Genomic DNA, 16,576 nt, shown 5'->3' on the forward strand with positions numbered 1-16,576 from the left:
GCTCAGGGGCGACCGCATAGACTCGTTGAGGTTTCCAGCACAGGGAGTGAGATGCGAGGCAGAACGACACGGCGCGGCGCGGCCGCCATCGCGGCGATCGTCGCGTTCGGGGCGGTCCTCACCGGTTGCAGCGATGGCACGGACGTCGTCGAGCTGCCTGAGCAGGCCTCGGCCGAGCTTCCGGCAGATATGACCGAGCAGATCGATGCCGCCGTCACCAAGGCGATGCAGGCGTCGGGCGCGACCGGCGGGATCGTGGGCGTGTGGGCGCCGTGGGGCGGCGAATACGTCACAGGCCTCGGTTCGACGGCGATCGAGGGCGGCGAAGACGTCACCGCCGACATGACGTTCCGGATCGGCGATGTCACCCGCGCGATGACGTGCGACGTGCTGTACGGGCTGGCAGCGGATGGGCAGCTGGAGGTCACCGATTCGGTCACCCAGCACGTGCAGAACGTGGCGGGGTCCGAGGACATCACCCTGCAGCAGCTGTGCGACAGCACCAGCGGGATCGGCGACTCCGAGGCGAAGGTGCTGACGAATTGGGTGCGCACGCCGGAGCGGGAGTGGGACCCGCGCGAGCTCGCCGCCCAGGGGCTCATCGCGGCAGGCGGAACGCCTGGTGCGAAGTTCCGCGACTCCGACGCCGGCTACCTGCTGCTCGGCGAGGCGCTGCGCCACGCGACGGGCGAGGCGCCTGCCGATCTGTTAGACACGTACGTGGCTGAGCCGTACGGTCTCGGCAGCACCTTCCTGCCGTCCCCGACAGCGGCGACGCCCGGCACGAACTACCTTCCCGGGTACCGCTCGAACAACGAAGACGCCAAGAACGGCTGCACGGCTCCGACGGAGTTCTCGAAGGCGTCCAGCAGCGTCGGCTACACCGACTCAGGCGTGGTCTCGACGATCGAGGATCTCGGGCGATACGGCCAGCTCCTCGCGCTCGGTTCCGCGGAGGACGACGAAGGCCGCTTCGACCACGCGCTCCCGGTCTACTCGGACGGTGCCAGCTGGTACCAGTACGGCGGCGGCGTCTATCAGGCCGGTCCGCTCATCGGGCAGGAAGGGGCGACGCTCGGCTACGCCACGAGCGTGTGGGCCGATCCGTCGTCTGGCCTGACCGTCGCGGTCGTGCTGAACAACTCCCGCAGCGATTCCGCCGCAGCGAAGGTGGGGCGTCAGATCGCAGCGATCGCGTCGCGGGCTCCGGCCGCCGACGGCTTCGAGCAGCCGGAGATCGGCCTGCCATGGTCGGCGGACGGCTACGACAAGCAGATCACCGACGACGCGATCTGCCCGATCGGCGAGTAGTCGCGCGACACATCGGGGCGAGCGGTGCTGTGTCACGATGCGGCAGGAGATTAGGGTAGCCTAATCTTATCTCTGGCGCCGCGTCATCCGTGCGCGCTCCTACCGTCGAAAGGCCCCGCATGTCGCTGTCCCGTGCTCGTTCCCTCGCTCTCGGAGCGGGGCTCGCCGTCGCCGCGCTCGCACTGGGGGCGTGCAGCTCCCAGGCACCGTCCGAAGCCGAGGAGAAGTCAGGCGAATGGACGACGGTCGAGGTCCCGAGCGCCCTCGGAACCGCTGTGATCGACCAGGAGCCCGAGCGCATCGTGACGCTCGGCCAGGGCTCCACGGAGACTGCGATCGCGCTCGGCGTGACGCCGGTCGGCATGGAGGAGTACCCGTGGGGCGCCGACGAGACCGGCTACCTGCCGTGGGTGCACGAAGCCGTCACGGAGAACGGCGACGAGCTGCCAGACCTCGTCACGGGGTCCACGGAGCTCGACACGACGGCGATCCTCGAGCTCGAGCCCGACCTCGTCCTGGCGCCGTGGTCCGGAATCACCCAGGAGCAGTACGACGAGCTCAGCGGCTTCGTTCCCGTCGTCGCCTACCCGGAGCAGCCGTGGACGATCGAGTGGGACCAGCAGATCGAGATCATCGGTGAGGCACTCGGGAAGCCGGATGAGGCTGAAGGGCTGATCGATGACATCCGCATCCAGTTCGACGAGGCGGCCGTGCCGGAGTACGAGGGCGTCACCTTCTCGTTCATCTACAACACCGGTCCAGGAACGCTCGGCGTCTTCTACCCCGAAGAGCAGCGTGTCGCGATGGTGAGCGCGCTCGGGCTCACGGTCGACCCCGTCGTCGAGACGATGCGTGAGGACTACGACGCCCCTGGCACCCAGTCGGCGCTGATCGGTCTGGAGAACGCGAACATGCTCGCGGACTCCGACGTGATCTTCACGTTCTACTCGGACGAGGCGAACCGCGACGAGATCACTTCGCAGGACCTGTACTCCTCGATCCCGGCGATCGAGCGCGGATCGGTCGTCGCGCCGACCGAACAGCCGTTCGTGACCGGGTCGTCGATCATCAACCCGCTCACCGTTCCGTGGGCGCTGGAGCGCTACAAGCCGCTGATCGATGAGGCGATCGCCGCACTCGACGAGTGACCGTCCCCCGATCGGCGCAGTGACCCAGGCTCTTCCGACCGCGCACGCGTCCCCCGTTCGCGGGGGACGCGTGCGCGGTGCTGCAGTGGTGGGTGCCGCGATCCTCGCGCTCGTGGTGCTGAGCTTCTTCTCCCTCTTCGCCGGGTCGGGCAACACCACGGCCGCGCAGGTGTGGGACGTGCTCACCGGCGCAGGCGACGAGTACTCGACCATGATCGTGCAGGCTCGCGTGCCGCGCACCGTCGTGGGAGCCGTCGCTGGGGCCGCACTCGCGCTGTCTGGAGCGCTGATCCAGTCGATCACACGCAATCCGCTCGGCGATCCCGGATACCTCGGCGTCACGACGGGCGCATCGGCCGGGGTGGTCGTGGCGACAGCGATCCTCGGCGCTGGCACCGTATCGGCGATCGGGTACCTCGCCTTCGCCGTACCCGGCGCCCTTGCCGCCGTGCTCGTCGTCTACGTGCTCGGCACCCGCTCGCGTTCTGAGAGCCTGGTCCCGCTCGTGCTGGCCGGCGCCGTGGTCACCGCCGTGCTGCATGCGCTGATCACGGCGATCGTGCTGTCGAACCCGACCGTGTTCGACTCATACCGCTTCTGGGTGGTCGGTTCGCTCACCGGCGCGGATGTGGGGGCGCTCGCCGTGACAGGACCGCTCGCGCTGGCCGGCGTGGTCGTCGGCCTCGCGATCACGGGCGGGCTGAACACCATGGCGCTCGGAGACGAGATGGCCGCCTCCCTCGGCGTGCGCGTTCCGCTCATCCGGGGCCTCGGCCTGCTCGCGGCGACGCTGCTCGCGGCGACGGCGACGGCGCTCACCGGCCCGATCGCGTTCCTCGGGCTGGCGGTGCCGCACATCGTCCGCTCGGCCGTCGGCTCCGACATGCGGTGGCAGGCGCCCGCGTCGCTGTTCGCGGGTGGCGCGCTCCTCATCGGCGCCGACATGCTCGCGCGCGTGATCGTCAAGCCGGAGGAGCTCATGGTCGGCATCGTGATGGCGTTCGTCGGAGCGCCGTTCCTGCTGCTGGCCGTGCGCCGGATGGGCAGGGGCCAGTCGTGAGCGTCGACGTGCGTCTTCCCGCCGCGCCCCGTGCGCGCAGCGTCGTGGTGTGGCCGGTGTGCGGCGCCGTGCTGCTCGTGCTGAGCATCGCGACGCTGATGGTGGGCAGGCTCGCACTCGGGCCTGGCGATATCGTCGATCTGATCCGCGGAGAACTGGGCAGGAGCACCGAGTACGCGTTCACGCACATCCGAGCGCCACGGCTGCTCACCGCGATCGGCGCGGGGGCGGCACTGGGGCTCTCCGGCGCCCTGTTCCGCTCGGCCACGCGCAACCCGCTCGGCAGCCCAGACGTCATCGGACTGTCTGCCGGAGCGGGCGCGGGCGTGGCCGTGTTCACGCTCGTGGCCCCCGGCGCGGTCTCGGCTCCTGTGGGGTCTGCCGTCGGGGTCGCCGCCGCGCTCCTGCTCGTCCTGCTCGCGACGGGGAACGGGCTCTCGTCGACGTCGCGCATCATCATCGCCGGCATCGGCGTGGCCGCGATCGCGGGGGCGGTGACCAACTTCGTCATCACCACGCTGATGCGCGACGAATCCTCGCAGCTGGCCGCTGCACTGGTCGGTTCGCTCAACTCGCGCAGCATGGAGCACGTGCTCATCGTGGGCGCGGCGCTCGTCGTCGCTGTGCCGTTCCTGGTGATCGTCTCGCACCGGCTGAACGCGCTCGAGCTGGGCGACGGGCTGTCGGCCGCGCTCGGCATGCGCGCCGGGCGCACGCGCGCCTGGGCGATCGTGCTCTCCGTGGCACTGCTGGCGGGTGCGGTCGCCGTGGCCGGACCCGTGGCATTCGTCGCGCTCACCGCGGCGAATGCGGCACCTCGGCTGTCGGGCAGAGCGGGCCCGAATCTCGTCGGTGCGGCGCTCACCGGTGCGATCGTGCTGGTGAGCGCCGATCTTCTCTCGCAGCACCTGCCGGGTCTGGCGGGGCTGCCCGTCGGGGTGGTCACCGGCCTCGTCGGCGGCGTGTACCTCGGGTTCCTCCTCGTGGCGGAATGGCGAAAGGCAGGAGCATGACAGACGACGCTTCGACGGGCGCGGGGCTGCGGGCGCGCGACCTCACTGCAGGGTACGGCGCCCGCGCGGTCATCGACGGGCTCCACCTCGACGTGCCGCGCGGACGGTTCACGGCCGTGATCGGGCCGAACGGCTGCGGCAAGTCGACGCTCGTGCGCGCGCTCTCGCGCACCCTGCGGCCGACGCGGGGCGTCGTGGAGATCGACGGCGCACCCGCGCACCGGATGCCGACGCGCCACGTCGCGCGCACGCTCGCGTTCCTGCCGCAGGAGCCGATCGCACCGGAGGGCGTGACGGTGCGATCGCTGGTGAGCCGCGGGCGGCATCCGTACCACTCGGCGTGGCGGCGCTCTCATCCGGGCGACGCGGCGGCGATCGCCGGCGCGCTCGAGGCGACCGAGATGCTCGACCTGGTCGATGCGCCGATCGCTTCGCTCTCCGGCGGACAGCGGCAGCGGGCGTGGATCGCGCTCGTGCTCGCCCAGGAGACCGAGTACGTGCTGCTCGACGAGCCCACCAGCTTCCTCGATATCGGGCACCAGATAGACGTGCTGCGGCTGTGCGGCCGGATGCGCTCGGAGGGGCGCACAGTCGTCGCTGTGCTGCACGATCTGAGCCAGGCGGCGCGCTTCGCCGACCGGCTCGTGCTGATGCACGACGGAGGCATCGTGGCGGAGGGGGAGCCGGCCGCCGTGCTCACCGAGCGCAACGTGCGCGAGGTGTTCGGGCTGGACTGCCGCATCGCTCCCGATCCCGTCAGCGGTACCCCGATGGTGGTGCCGCTGGGGTAGGGCGCGTCCCATGATCTGGGCCGCAGCGACACCTGCGCAGCAGGCGGTCAGCTGTGGGACGCGCCCGACGGCGCGCCGTGCGAAATGCGCCGCTCACACAGCGAAACCCTTCTGAAATCTCGGCACGCCACAGTTGACCCCTGTGGCGCTCCTCGACGGTGCGGAACCGCGCCGCGAGGACATCGAGGAAGGACTGTGCGCATGCACATCTCCAGAGGATCGGCGCCGTCTCATCGGCGCCGTCGTGTCGCCGCTGCCGCAGTCGGCGTCGTGACTGCGGCCGGCGCCGTGCTGCTGGGCGCCGCCCCGGCGCTCGCCGCACCCGCGCAGGCCGGAGCGGTCGAACTCAACGCTCCGGAGACGGGCGAAGCCGGCGGCGTGATCGAGGTGGCCGTTGCGGTGACGGACGCCGCCGACGTGTACGCCGCCCAGTTCGAGCTGGGTTACGACGACGAGGCGCTGAGGTACGTGACGGATTCCGCGGCGTTCCTGGACGGCGGCTACGGTGCGGCGAGCGAGGAGCCGGGGTCGGCACAGCTCGCCTACACCCGTCTCGGCAGTTCGCCCGGCATCTCCGGCGACGCCACGGTGGTGACGGTGTCGTTCGAGGTGCTGCGCGCAGGCGTCGCGACCGTGTCGGTCGATGACGGCACACTCGTCGGCACCGAGGGTGAGCAGGAGCAGCTTGGGGCCGTCGATCCCGTGACCATCTCGATCGCCGGCGACGCCGACACCGACCCGACGAACCCGGATGAACCGGATGACTCCGGCGACGATCCGGCGACGACCGACGGAGCCGACGGAGCCGACGGAGCCGACGGAGCCGACGGAACGGACGATTCGACGGCGACGGACGGCTCGGATGACACCGCAGCGGGCGGCGAAGACGACGGTGAGCTCGCCGTCACCGGCGGAACGATCGCCGGCGCGGGCGCCATCGTCGTATTGGCCGTAGGGGCGATCGTCGCGGGCGCCGTGATGATGCGCCGCCGCAAGGAAGGTCTCGGATGATGCGGGAACAGAAGAACACGCGCAGCAGGACGCGCGAGGAGAGGAAGACGATGACGAGTGCGCGCCGATGCGCGGTTGCGGCTGTCGTGGCGGTGCCGGCGATCCTGGTGGGAGCGCTGACCGGCGGCATCGCCACCGCGGCGACGTCGGACGAGGCCTCCGCCCCGATCCTGATGCCGTACTACACCGAGCTCGACCTGACGGGAGACGAACAGGTCACCACGGCGGATCTCGAGCGAATAGGCGAGCTGCTCGGCACCGCATCGGGTGATGCCGGATGGGATGGCGCCGCGGACGCAGACGGCGACGGCGTCATCACGGTCGCCGATCTCGCCGAGATCTCGAGCCGCATCGTCTACGACGACGGCCCGTTCGAGCTCGTGGAGGCCAGCGTGATCGACATGCAGGCGGCGATGAACGCGGGTGTCACGACCTCCGTCGAGATCACGCAGGCATATTTCGACCGCATCGCTGAATACGACCGTGCGGTCGTCGAGCAGGGAGGCAGGGCCCTGAATTCGATCATCGCGGTCAACGACACGGCGCTCGAGGCGGCGGCGGCCGCCGACGCGCAGCGAGCAGAGAGCGGCATGAGCGGCATGCTGCTGGGTGTGCCCGTCGCGGTGAAGGACAACTACGACACCGTCGACATGCCCACCACGGCCGGCTGCGGCTGCTGGGAGGACAACTGGACCGCTGAAGACGCCACGATGGTGTCGGGGCTGCGCTCCGACGGCGCGGTGATGCTGGCCAAGGCGAGCATGGACGAGTTCGCATACGGATTCGCTTCGGAGTTCTCGGCCGGCCAGGCGGCGGGGGAGTCGCTTCTGGTCGCGAGCCCGTACGCGACCGACCGGACCGCTGGCGGCTCCAGCGGCGGTACGGGCGCGGCGATCGCCGCCAACCTCGCGGGCATCGGCTTCGGCACCGACACGGGAGGGTCCATCCGGGTTCCCTCCTCGTACAACCAGCTCGTCGGCGTGCGCCCGACGATCGGCCTGGCCAGCCGTGACGGCATCGTGCCGCTCGCGCTGTCGCAGGACACGGGCGGCCCGATGGGGCGCAGCGTCGTCGATGCGGCGGCGGCGCTCGACGCGGTCGTCGGCATCGACGAGGCCGACCCCGTGACCTCGGCGCAGCAGGGACAGGTGCCGCGGTCGTACACCGAGGAGCTCGATGCTGGGGCGCTCGAGGGCAGCAGGGTCGGGTTCGTGCCGTCGATGCTCGGCGACAGCCCCACAACGCTGCGGCTGTGGGAAGAGGCGAAGCAGTCGCTCGAGGCGCGCGGTGCGACCGTCGTGGAGATCGACGAGCCGGAGTGGTTCGCCGACGTGCTCGGTGAGGGCAGCGGCAGCACGAACGAGTTCCGCCACGACCTCGATGCCTACATCGACGCGCACCTCGACTCCGACGTCGAAGCACGGTCGCTGGAACAGGTGCTCGAGTCGGGGAAGTACGTACCGAGCCGTCAGCGCACCTACGAGCAGCGCGCGCAGATCACCGAGCAGCAGTACCTCGACTGGGCTGGCCCCGAGGGCACGCACACGCAGGCGCTCGCGGAGTTCAAGGTGAGCGTCACGGGTCTGCTCGATGACCTCGACCTCGACACGATGGTCTACCCGAGCACCGACCCGTACGCTCCGCTGGGTCGGAATATGCGCCTCAGCCCGAACACGGGCATGCCGGCAGTCACCGTGCCGATGGGTCAGGCCGCTGAAGCGGACGGCACGATCACGGGCGCGGGGGTCAACCTCGAGTTCCTGGGCCGTGACTTCGCAGAGGCCGACCTGCTCGGCTACGCGTACGCGTTCGAGCAGGAAGTGGGAGCCCGCACCAGCCCCGAACTGTACGGCTGATCGAGGGGTGGCACGCACCGTGCGCGGTGCGTGCCACCCCCGGCGTGCCCGTGCTCAGCTCGAGGCGCGTCGGGCGGCGGGCGCCGACAGGCACTCTCCCCGTCCGGCGCTCGGCGTCGTAGCGTGTGGGCATGACACAACCGGATGAGACCGCTTCCGTCGACGACCTGGTCGCCGCGCTCCGCGACGGGCAGACGATCCTGGGCGGCTCGCCGCTGCATCGGGCGATGCACGGTGCATCGCAGACCGCGCTGCGGGTGGCCGCCGAGATGAACACGGGCTATCGCGAGCCCGCCGAGCTGCGGGCGTTGCTCGCCGAGTTGACCGGGGGCGAGATCGACGAGACGGTCACGGTGTTCCCGCCGTTCCGCGCCGACTTCGGCAGGAACATCCGGTTCGGCCGCGGCGTGTTCATCAACATGGGCTGCACCTTCCAGGACCAGGGCGGCATCACGATCGGCGACCGTGCACAGATCGGCCACAACACGGTGATCGCGACGCTGAACCACGACTTCGCGCCCGACAGGCGCGCCGACATGCATCCGGCGCCCGTGGTGATCGGCGCCGATGTGTGGATCGGGTCCAATGCCACGATCCTGCCCGGCGTCACGATCGGCGACGGCGCCGTGATCGGGGCGGCCTCGGTGGTGACGAAGGACGTGCCCGCGGGGATGATGGCCGTCGGCTCGCCGGCGCGCGTGATCCGGTCGGTCGTATGAGGCGGTCGAGGCAGTCGGGTTCAGATCACAGCATCGCGGTCTCGATCCTCTGGCAGAGAACGAAGGCCCACGGCCAGACGCCGCACCGCGGTGATGGCGTCGCGAGCCAGAAGGGCCTCCGGCTCCACGGCACCAGCGCGCCGGGATTCTCGTGCGAACAACCGCGGACCCGCGGCATCAACGGAGGCGAACTCGTCGCACGCATGGAGCACCAGGCCGCGAGGGTCGTAGTCGACGACCGAGGGAAGGGAGCGCTCGACCTCTTCGACGAGATCGACGCGTGCATCGCGCGTCGCCCCGAGCACGACATGGCCGAAGTCGTACAGATCCTTCCTCAACCCGCGTCCCACGACCGCCGCTGCCTTGGCGATGACGTATCCGCCGAGGCCTGCGAAGTTCGCCCGAATACCGTCAGTGAGCATGACGGCCTGCGGGTTCTGGAGGGCGGCTGCGGGACCTGCGATGCTGAGCGCGCGTACTCGCTCCGCGCCGGGGAGCGACACTACCTGATCGCGCACGTCAGGCACGTCGACGAGAAACTCCAATCGCACCCACCGGCCATCGACCTGTGACGTCCATCGCCAGCCGCCGGGATCAGAGTCCGCGATGAAACCTGCGGACGCCAGCGCCCGTTCCAACCAGGCGAAGCTCTGGTCATCGCGGTCATATCGCGGCGCGAGCTCGAGGAGCACGTCCACGTCATTCGTGCCGTGGTGCGGTGCCACCTCGGCCGCGCCAGGAAGAGTGACCGGCACAAGCCCGCCGATGACGACAAGCAGATCCGCATGCTCTCGAGCTTGGCGCAGCAATGCGGATAGAGCACGCTCGGCCAGCGCTCGGCCGGATGCGGTTCGTGGCGCGTTCTCGGTCATGTCAGAATCCGATCTCGCGGTGCCGGAAGGCATCGGCGAGCTCGCGTCCGCGCACCTCTTGGGCGCGGAGCTCTGCGTACACCCGGATCGGCGATGCGAGTCGGAAGCCGTCGATGAGCATCGTTCCGTGGAACGCCGGAGCGCGCATCGGACGAATGATCAGGCGGCCTGCGCCTTCGGAGGCTTCTTCGAAATCGTGCGCGATGAGCCGGGTGAGAGCATCTGGGAACGCGTTGGCTGGCAGGTAGGCGATCACTTGCGCGAGGCTCGTCGCGGTCGCGGCGAGGCGTTGTTCGGCGAACTCGCCGCTGAAGACCGCCGATGCGGAGACGGAGCGAATCTCGGCGGCGATCCGATCCGGGTTCCGCTCGAAGGTGTACAACTCGGTGCCCTGCAACGCTCCGAGTGACTCGCTCCACGAATCGAGCATCCCAGTCGCATCGATGAGGGTGCGTCGGTTCCGCGCGGCTTCTCGACCCTTTGCTGTCCAGCCCTGTGAATCGAAGGCCGTCAGAGTCTGTGACACGCTGCCAGAGGCGCGACCGCTTCGCGCAGTCAGTTCCGCGATTCCAGGAACGGCTCTGTGGAGATCTGCCTCGACCACGGCGGAGAGGACGGCTTCTGCGATGTCGCTCGTCGACGCATTCCAGCGCACCGCGTCATCGCGGACACCGGTGGTCGATGTGGCTCGGCGTTCGACCCATATCGGTCCGAGAGACAGCGATGCCGCCCCGTCCTCAGTCACCCAGCCGATGTCTCGTTCGCTCAGCAGCTCTTGCGCGCCGCGGGAGACACTCTTCGCAGCGACGACTGTTGCGACGTCGTTCGGTTCGGTCGTGATGTCGTGCAGTGCCTGCCGAACGTCGCGCGGAAAGCCTGCTCCGGCCCACCGCAGGCGAACGGGCACCTGCACATCGCGGTAGCTCACCACGGCGTGGCTGTTCTGCTCGCGCGCGGCAAGCAGTGCAGCACCAGGGGGCAACGCATCGAGCAGAGCCCGAATGGCCCGTTCTTCACCGATGGGCATATATTCACTGTACAGCGAAAAATAGCGATCAGGTGAAAACTGCTATCGACTGTGCCGCAGGCGGCATCCGGATTTGTGGTTAAGGTCTGACGCACCTTAACCTGTGGGCATACTTCATGTCGATCTGACCCTAACTCCATGAGGAGTCGCCATGCCCGCCACCAGGATCACCCTCACACCGACCGACGCGTCGGTCGCGCGCGAGATCGAGCTCATCGCTGAGGGAGCCTCAGGAGGATCGGTGTGCTCGGACGACCTCGCCGATGCGCCGTGGTCGTTCGACCAGGTCCCTGGATACGGGCCTGGCTCGTCGATGGGCGATGTGATCCCCACGGACGCGCCGCGCCAGGGCGAGCTGCCGCGCGAGTACCGCGAGGCGGGAGAGGACGAGCTGGCCGAGCGCGTTCGGGCCGCGAAGCAGACGCTGGGGGAGAAGGTCGTCGTGCTCGGGCACTTCTACCAGCGTGATGAGGTCGTCGAGCACGCCGACTACGTCGGCGACTCGTTCCAGCTCGCCAAGGCCGCCACGCAGCATCCGGAGGCGGAGGCGATCGTGTTCTGCGGCGTGCACTTCATGGCGGAGACCGCTGATCTGCTCTCCCGACCCGACCAGCACGTCGTGCTGCCGAATCTGGCAGCCGGATGCTCGATGGCCGATATGGCCGACATCGACGAGGTCGAGGACTGCTGGGAGCAGCTCTCCAGCGTGCTCGGCCCGCTCGATGAGCCGGACGCCGACGGGCGCGTGCCGGTCGTTCCCGTCACCTACATGAACTCGTCCGCCGCGATCAAGGGCTTCGTCGGTCGGCACGGCGGCATCGTGTGCACCTCGTCGAACGCGCGCACCGTGCTCGAGTGGGCCTTCGAGCGCGGTCGCCGCGTGCTGTTCTTCCCCGACCAGCACCTGGGGCGCAACACCGCCCGCGCCATGGGCGTGCCGCTCGACGAGATGCCGATGTGGAACCCTCACCGCGAGCTCGGCGGCTCCAGCCGCGACGAGCTCGCCGGCTCCCGCGTGATCCTGTGGCACGGCTTCTGCTCGGTGCACCGCCGCTTCACGGTCGACCAGATCGCTCGAGCCCGCGACGAGCACCCCGGGGTGCGCGTGATCGTGCACCCCGAGTGCCCGCTGCCCGTGGTCGAGGCGGCAGACGAGTCCGGTTCGACCGACCGCATCCGGCGTGCGATCGAGGCGGCCACCGAGCCCACGACGTTCGCGATCGGCACCGAGATCAACCTGGTGCGCCGGCTGCAGGCGCAGCACCCGCAGCACACGATCTTCTGCCTCGACCCCGTCGTCTGCCCCTGCTCGACGATGTACCGCATCCACCCCGGCTACCTCGCCTGGGTGCTGGAGCGGCTCGTCGCAGGCGAGACGGTGAACCGGATCAGCGTGACCGGCGACGTGGCAGAGCCCGCCAGAGTCGCGCTGGACCGGATGCTGCAGGCGCTGCCGCGATGACGCGCGTCGCCGTCGTGGGCAGCGGCATCGCGGGGCTGACCGCGGCGCTGGAGGCCCGCTCTGCGGGGGCCGACGTCGTGGTGCTGACCAAGGCCGCACCCGACGAATCGAACACCCGGTACGCGCAGGGCGGCATCGCGGCCGTCCTGAGCGCAGACGATTCAGTCGAGGCCCACGCGGAGGACACGCTGCGCGCATCGAGCGGGCTGGCCGACGCGGATGCGGTGCGCACACTCGTCGACGGCGGTTCTGTCGCGATCGCGGGCCTGGAGGTGCGGGGCGTCGGCTTCGACCGCGGCGCAGACGGGGCGCGGCTGCTCGGACGCGAGGCCGTGCACTCCGCCTCGCGCATCCTGCACGCAGGAGGCGATGCGACCGGTGCGGAGATCCAGCGCGGGCTGCTCGCGGAGTGCCGTGCGCGGGGCATCGAGATGCGAGAAGGGGCGTTCGTCACGGATGTCGTGGTCTCACGAGGCAGAGTCGCCGGCGTCCGGATGATCGAGCGCGGGGCGACTGCGGAGGCACAGGCGGATGCGGTCGTGCTCGCCACCGGTGGCATCGGGCAGGCGTACGCGGTGACGACCAACCCGCAGGTCGCGACGGGAGACGGCATCGCGATCGGGCTGCGCGCCGGTGCCGCGGTGCGCGACATGGAGTTCGTGCAGTTCCACCCCACGGTGCTCGCCGTCGGTGCGCCGTTCCTCGTCTCGGAGGCGGTGCGCGGCGAGGGCGCCGTGCTGCTCGACGAAGCGGGAAGGCGGTTCGCGCTCGACGCCCATCCGGATGGCGAACTCGCCCCGCGCGACGTGGTCGCCCGCGCGATCGCCAGGGCGATGGCACGGCAGGGCGGGCGGCCGGTGCTGCTGGATGCGACGGGCCTCGGTGCGGCGTTCCTGACACGTCGGTTTCCCACGATCGACCGCGCCGTGCGCGATCGGGGCCTCGACTGGGCGCGGGTGCCGATCCCCGTCTCACCCGCAGCGCACTATGTCATGGGCGGGGTGGCCACCGACCTCGACGGCCGCACCAGCGTGCCCGGACTGTTCGCGGCCGGCGAGACCGCCCGCACGGGCGTGCACGGCGCGAACCGGCTCGCGTCGAACTCGCTGCTGGAGGGCGCGGTGTTCGGGGCGCGGGCCGGGCGGACGTCGGCACGTGAATCCGTACGGGAAGGCGTGGATGCTGGCAGCACTTCCCTGGCTCCCGAGCTGCGCGACCGGCTCGTCGCACGAAAGACGGCCCCAGGCGACGTGCCGTCCTTGTCCCGCCGTGCCCTGCAGGACGTGATGTGGAGCTGCGCCGGTCTCTCCCGCGATGCGGAGGGCCTGGCCGACGCGGCTGCGATCATCGCACGCTGGCGTGCCGTCACACCGGCGCCGCGCACGGTCCGCGAGCACGAGGACCGCAACCTGCTCGACGCCGCGGCCGAGATCGTGCGCGCGGCGTCGGCGCGAACGGCATCGATCGGCGCGCACTGGCGGTCAGATGACGTGCCGACCTACGATCATCCGGAGCCCGTACTGGAGGCCGCATGCTGACGAAGGCAGCGATCGAGCGCGTCGTCGCAGCGGCGCTCGACGAAGACGCACCATGGGGTGATATCACCAGCGAGGCGCTCATTCCCGCGGACGCGACGGCCGACGCTCGCCTGGTGGCGCGCGAGCGCGGTGTGCTCAGCGGCGGCGCGGTGTTCGCCGCGGCTTTCAGACAGCTGGATCCGGACATCCGGGTGCACGTCGCCGTCGCCGACGGAGAGGTGTTCGAGCCAGGCGCCGAGCTCGGGCGAGTCACAGGACCGGCCAGGGCCGTGCTGACCGCCGAGCGTGCGGCGCTGAATCTCACCCAGCGGATGTGCGGCGTCTCGACGCTGACGGCCCGGTACGTCGCAGCGGTGGCGGGAACCGCCGCGCGCATCGCGGACACACGCAAGACCACTCCGGGGCTGCGCGCGCTCGAACGGCATGCGGTGCGCGCAGGCGGCGGGCACAACCACCGCTTCTCACTGTCCGACGCGGTGATGGCCAAGGACAACCACCTCGCGGTGCTCCGTCAGCGCACGGGCGCCACGACGACCGAGGCGCTGCGGCGTGCACTCGCGTCGCTGCCGCACACGACGCACGTCGAGGTGGAGGTCGACAGGGTCGACCAGATCGACGATGCGCTCGCCGCGGGCGTCGGCACGATCATGCTCGACAACTTCTCGCTCGCCGATCTTCGAACGGGGGTCGCCCACATCGGAGGCAGAGCGATCGTCGAAGCCTCGGGCGGGGTCACCCTCGACACGGTCGGCGACATCGCTCGCACCGGTGTGGACGTGATCTCGGTCGGCGCTCTGACGCACTCGGCCCGCGCGATCGATCTCGGACTCGACGTCGAGGCACGATGAGCCTCTATCTCGATCACGCGGCGACCACGCCAGTACGGCGCGAGGTGCTCGAGGCGATCACGCCGATCCTCACGGCGGAGTTCGGCAATCCGTCGAGCGCCCACTCGGCAGGGGAGCGGGCCCGCGACGCGCTCGAGAGCGCGCGGCGCCGCGTCGCGCGGGCGCTGGGTGTGCGCACCGGCGACGTCGTGTTCACCTCGGGCGGCACCGAGGCGAACAACCTCGCGCTGCAGGGCATCGGCGTCGCAGCCGCAGCCTCCCGCGGCGCGAGGCACCTGGTGACCACTTCGATCGAGCACTCGTCGGTGCGCGAGACTGCGCGGTTCCTGGCCAGGGTGCACGGCTTCGAGGTCACCGAGCTGTCCGTCGACGGGCACGGTCTCGTCGCCGCTGATGGTGTCGCCCGCGCACTCCGCGACGACACCGCGTTGGTCGCCGTGGGTCTGGCCAACAACGAGATCGGCACGGTGCAGCCCGTCGCAGACATCGCCGCGGTGTGCCGTGAGCGCGGCGTTCCGCTGCACGTCGATGCGGTGCAGGCGGCCGGATGGCTCCCGCTGGCAGGGCTCGGTGCCGACTCGATCGCGATCTCTGGCCACAAGCTCGGCGGGCTCCAGGGCACCGGTGCCCTCGCGGTGCGTCGTCGGATCCCTCTTGAGCCGGTGCTGCACGGCGGCGGGCAGGAGCGCGGCCGGCGCTCAGGGACCGAGAACGTCGCGGGCGCTGTGGCGCTCGGTGTCGCCTGCGAGATCGCCGAGCGGGAGCGAGAGGAAGCCGCCGCGCGGGTGGCCCGGATCCGCGACGAGTTCATCGCTGCGGTGCTCTCGCGCGTGCCAGGCGCCCGACTGACGGGTCATCCGGATCGACGGCTGCCCTCGACGGCGAGCTTCGTGATCCCCGGGGTGAACGGCGAGTCGGTGCTGCTCGAGCTGGAGCGCAGCGGCGTGCTCGCCTCCAGCGGTTCGGCGTGCCGTGCCGGCAGCACAGAGCCGTCGCACGTGCTGCTGGCCGCGGGGTTCGATGCGCAGACGGCGCGCACGGCCATCCGGTTCTCGTTCCCACGGGGGGTCGATGCGGACCTCAGCCCTGTCGCGCGGGCGCTCGCCGCTGCCGCCGCGTCGCTGGCGGGCTGAGTGCGGAAACGAGACGGGCCGTCGCACTCGATGTCGAGTGCGACGGCCCGTGAGGTGCATCCGCCGTGACTGCGGTGAGCAGCTGACTACCAGCGGTTCCGGTTCTTCGCCTCGTTGGCCTGACCGTTGGCGGCATCCTCGATGACCTGACGGCCCATGTCGTGGAGGAGCTGCTTCATCTCGTTCAGGGCGAGGTTCCACTGCGTCTTCGAACGGAGGTAGGACTCCGAGGCCTCACCGGTCCAGTCGGCCTGCAGGGGCTTGAGGGATTCCTCCATCTCGGTGAGCCTGGTCCCGAGGTTGTTCGCGCTCGTGCCGATGTCGGAGCCGGCCGTTTCGACCGTCCCGAACTGCATCTTGTATCCGTGAGTCATGATGTCGTTTCCCTCCGGTGTCAGCCGAGACGGCCCAGGAACTTCTTCTGGCCCTGTTCCGACGTGTCGTCAGTGGCCGAGTAGGTCGTCTGCGAGGAGATCAGATTCTGTTCGAACTGGTCGAGCGCGTTCGTGATCCGGCGCGCTTTCTCCTGCCAGGCGTTGAACGACTGCTGGAACGCATTCGAACCCCGACCCTGCCACGCTGCCTGGATCCCGGACAGCTTGGTCCGGATCGCGTTCAGTTCGAGGACGATGTTCCCCTTCGACTCATTGACGATCTTGGCGCCACGCTGAAGGGCACCATCCGCTGCTGAGACTTCTTTCACCGCGGTCACCTCCTGGTTCTGAGGGCTGATCAGCCCCGAGTACTTTCAGCCCTGAGGGCCGTGACGCCGATGCCCGGCGACAGT

Annotated in this window: 16 protein-coding genes; 12 read left to right on the plus strand and 4 right to left on the minus strand. The window is 70.0% G+C overall.

All coding sequences use genetic code 11. The annotated features are described in order from the left end of the window. Positions 1-51: 51 nt before the first annotated feature. The 8 genes from CIK77_RS11365 (at position 52) to CIK77_RS11400 (ending at position 8,909) form a co-directional block, all read left to right on the plus strand. Positions 52-1,311, plus strand: a complete 1,260-nt coding sequence (locus tag CIK77_RS11365; protein ID WP_087053769.1) for a serine hydrolase domain-containing protein — start codon at positions 52-54, stop codon at positions 1,309-1,311. Positions 1,312-1,430: 119 nt separating this feature from the next. Next, positions 1,431-2,459 (plus strand): iron-siderophore ABC transporter substrate-binding protein, encoded by a 1,029-nt coding sequence (locus CIK77_RS11370; protein ID WP_087053770.1) that lies wholly within the window; start codon positions 1,431-1,433, stop codon positions 2,457-2,459. Positions 2,460-2,529: 70 nt separating this feature from the next. Continuing rightward, positions 2,530-3,519, plus strand: a complete 990-nt coding sequence (locus tag CIK77_RS11375) for a FecCD family ABC transporter permease (RefSeq protein ID WP_212647427.1) — start codon at positions 2,530-2,532, stop codon at positions 3,517-3,519. Beyond that, on the plus strand, positions 3,516-4,532 hold the full coding sequence (locus CIK77_RS11380; protein WP_212647428.1) for a FecCD family ABC transporter permease: 1,017 nt from the start codon (positions 3,516-3,518) through the stop codon (positions 4,530-4,532). Before CIK77_RS11375 ends, CIK77_RS11380 begins: the two co-directional genes overlap by 4 nt. Beyond that, positions 4,529-5,323, plus strand: a complete 795-nt coding sequence (locus CIK77_RS11385) for an ABC transporter ATP-binding protein (RefSeq protein WP_087053772.1) — start codon at positions 4,529-4,531, stop codon at positions 5,321-5,323. The genes CIK77_RS11380 and CIK77_RS11385 overlap by 4 nt, the downstream gene beginning before the upstream one ends. A gap of 201 nt (positions 5,324-5,524) precedes the next feature. Next, the gene (locus tag CIK77_RS11390; protein WP_170934025.1) at positions 5,525-6,334 is read left to right on the plus strand and encodes a cohesin domain-containing protein; all 810 of its coding nucleotides are present in this window, start codon (positions 5,525-5,527) and stop codon (positions 6,332-6,334) included. Continuing rightward, positions 6,331-8,190 carry an amidase family protein gene (locus CIK77_RS11395; protein ID WP_249268465.1) on the plus strand — a complete coding sequence of 620 codons (1,860 nt, stop codon included), beginning with the start codon at positions 6,331-6,333 and terminating at the stop codon, positions 8,188-8,190. Before CIK77_RS11390 ends, CIK77_RS11395 begins: the two co-directional genes overlap by 4 nt. A 131-nt stretch (positions 8,191-8,321) precedes the next feature. Beyond that, positions 8,322-8,909: a sugar O-acetyltransferase gene (locus CIK77_RS11400; RefSeq protein WP_087053855.1), complete on the plus strand. Its 588-nt coding sequence runs from the start codon at positions 8,322-8,324 to the stop codon at positions 8,907-8,909. Positions 8,910-8,929: 20 nt separating this feature from the next. On the opposite strand, the gene CIK77_RS11405 is transcribed toward CIK77_RS11400, so the two are convergent. Both CIK77_RS11405 and CIK77_RS11410 read right to left on the minus strand, forming a co-directional pair. Further along, positions 8,930-9,781 carry a hypothetical protein gene (locus tag CIK77_RS11405; RefSeq protein WP_087053774.1) on the minus strand — a complete coding sequence of 284 codons (852 nt, stop codon included), beginning with the start codon at positions 9,779-9,781 and terminating at the stop codon, positions 8,930-8,932. Between the two features lies 1 nt (position 9,782). Continuing rightward, the gene (locus CIK77_RS11410; protein ID WP_087053775.1) at positions 9,783-10,808 is read right to left on the minus strand and encodes a hypothetical protein; all 1,026 of its coding nucleotides are present in this window, start codon (positions 10,806-10,808) and stop codon (positions 9,783-9,785) included. 151 nt (positions 10,809-10,959) lie between these two features. On the opposite strand from CIK77_RS11410, the gene nadA reads away from it, so the two are divergent. From nadA to CIK77_RS11430, 4 genes are read left to right on the plus strand one after another with little or no spacing between them, the layout of a single operon-like run. Further along, on the plus strand, positions 10,960-12,270 hold the full coding sequence (nadA, locus tag CIK77_RS11415; RefSeq protein WP_087053776.1) for a quinolinate synthase NadA: 1,311 nt from the start codon (positions 10,960-10,962) through the stop codon (positions 12,268-12,270). Then, entirely contained in the window at positions 12,267-13,808 is a 1,542-nt protein-coding gene (gene nadB, locus CIK77_RS11420; protein WP_087053777.1) for an L-aspartate oxidase, read from the plus strand. The genes nadA and nadB overlap by 4 nt, the downstream gene beginning before the upstream one ends. Further along, positions 13,802-14,656, plus strand: coding sequence for a carboxylating nicotinate-nucleotide diphosphorylase (gene nadC / locus CIK77_RS11425; RefSeq protein WP_087053778.1), 855 nt, complete (start codon positions 13,802-13,804; stop codon positions 14,654-14,656). The genes nadB and nadC overlap by 7 nt, the downstream gene beginning before the upstream one ends. Next, positions 14,653-15,789: a cysteine desulfurase family protein gene (locus tag CIK77_RS11430; RefSeq protein WP_087053779.1), complete on the plus strand. Its 1,137-nt coding sequence runs from the start codon at positions 14,653-14,655 to the stop codon at positions 15,787-15,789. The genes nadC and CIK77_RS11430 overlap by 4 nt, the downstream gene beginning before the upstream one ends. Before the next feature lie 86 nt (positions 15,790-15,875). On the opposite strand, the gene CIK77_RS11435 is transcribed toward CIK77_RS11430, so the two are convergent. Together CIK77_RS11435 and CIK77_RS11440 are read right to left on the minus strand one after the other, a co-directional pair. Then, complete coding sequence (locus CIK77_RS11435; RefSeq protein WP_087053780.1) at positions 15,876-16,163, minus strand: WXG100 family type VII secretion target; 288 nt, start codon at positions 16,161-16,163, stop codon at positions 15,876-15,878. 20 nt (positions 16,164-16,183) lie between these two features. Continuing rightward, positions 16,184-16,492: a WXG100 family type VII secretion target gene (locus tag CIK77_RS11440; protein ID WP_087053856.1), complete on the minus strand. Its 309-nt coding sequence runs from the start codon at positions 16,490-16,492 to the stop codon at positions 16,184-16,186. Positions 16,493-16,576: the final 84 nt, after the last annotated feature.

Source organism: Microbacterium sp. JB110 (genome assembly GCF_003335195.1).
GTDB lineage: Bacteria > Actinomycetota > Actinomycetes > Actinomycetales > Microbacteriaceae > Microbacterium.

Bases quoted from the DNA above. Each gene is read 5' to 3' on its own strand.
- CIK77_RS11435 (WP_087053780.1), bottom strand. From the start codon at position 16,163: ATGACTCACGGATACAAGATGCAGTTCGGGACGGTCGAAACGGCCGGC.
- nadC (WP_087053778.1), top strand. From the start codon at position 13,802: ATGCTGACGAAGGCAGCGATCGAGCGCGTCGTCGCAGCGGCGCTCGAC.
- CIK77_RS11410 (WP_087053775.1), bottom strand. From the start codon at position 10,808: ATGCCCATCGGTGAAGAACGGGCCATTCGGGCTCTGCTCGATGCGTTG.
- CIK77_RS11405 (WP_087053774.1), bottom strand. From the start codon at position 9,781: ATGACCGAGAACGCGCCACGAACCGCATCCGGCCGAGCGCTGGCCGAG.
- CIK77_RS11400 (WP_087053855.1), top strand. From the start codon at position 8,322: ATGACACAACCGGATGAGACCGCTTCCGTCGACGACCTGGTCGCCGCG.
- CIK77_RS11385 (WP_087053772.1), top strand. From the start codon at position 4,529: ATGACAGACGACGCTTCGACGGGCGCGGGGCTGCGGGCGCGCGACCTC.
- nadA (WP_087053776.1), top strand. From the start codon at position 10,960: ATGCCCGCCACCAGGATCACCCTCACACCGACCGACGCGTCGGTCGCG.
- CIK77_RS11370 (WP_087053770.1), top strand. From the start codon at position 1,431: ATGTCGCTGTCCCGTGCTCGTTCCCTCGCTCTCGGAGCGGGGCTCGCC.
- nadB (WP_087053777.1), top strand. From the start codon at position 12,267: ATGACGCGCGTCGCCGTCGTGGGCAGCGGCATCGCGGGGCTGACCGCG.
- CIK77_RS11430 (WP_087053779.1), top strand. From the start codon at position 14,653: ATGAGCCTCTATCTCGATCACGCGGCGACCACGCCAGTACGGCGCGAG.
- CIK77_RS11395 (WP_249268465.1), top strand. From the start codon at position 6,331: ATGATGCGGGAACAGAAGAACACGCGCAGCAGGACGCGCGAGGAGAGG.
- CIK77_RS11390 (WP_170934025.1), top strand. From the start codon at position 5,525: ATGCACATCTCCAGAGGATCGGCGCCGTCTCATCGGCGCCGTCGTGTC.
- CIK77_RS11365 (WP_087053769.1), top strand. From the start codon at position 52: ATGCGAGGCAGAACGACACGGCGCGGCGCGGCCGCCATCGCGGCGATC.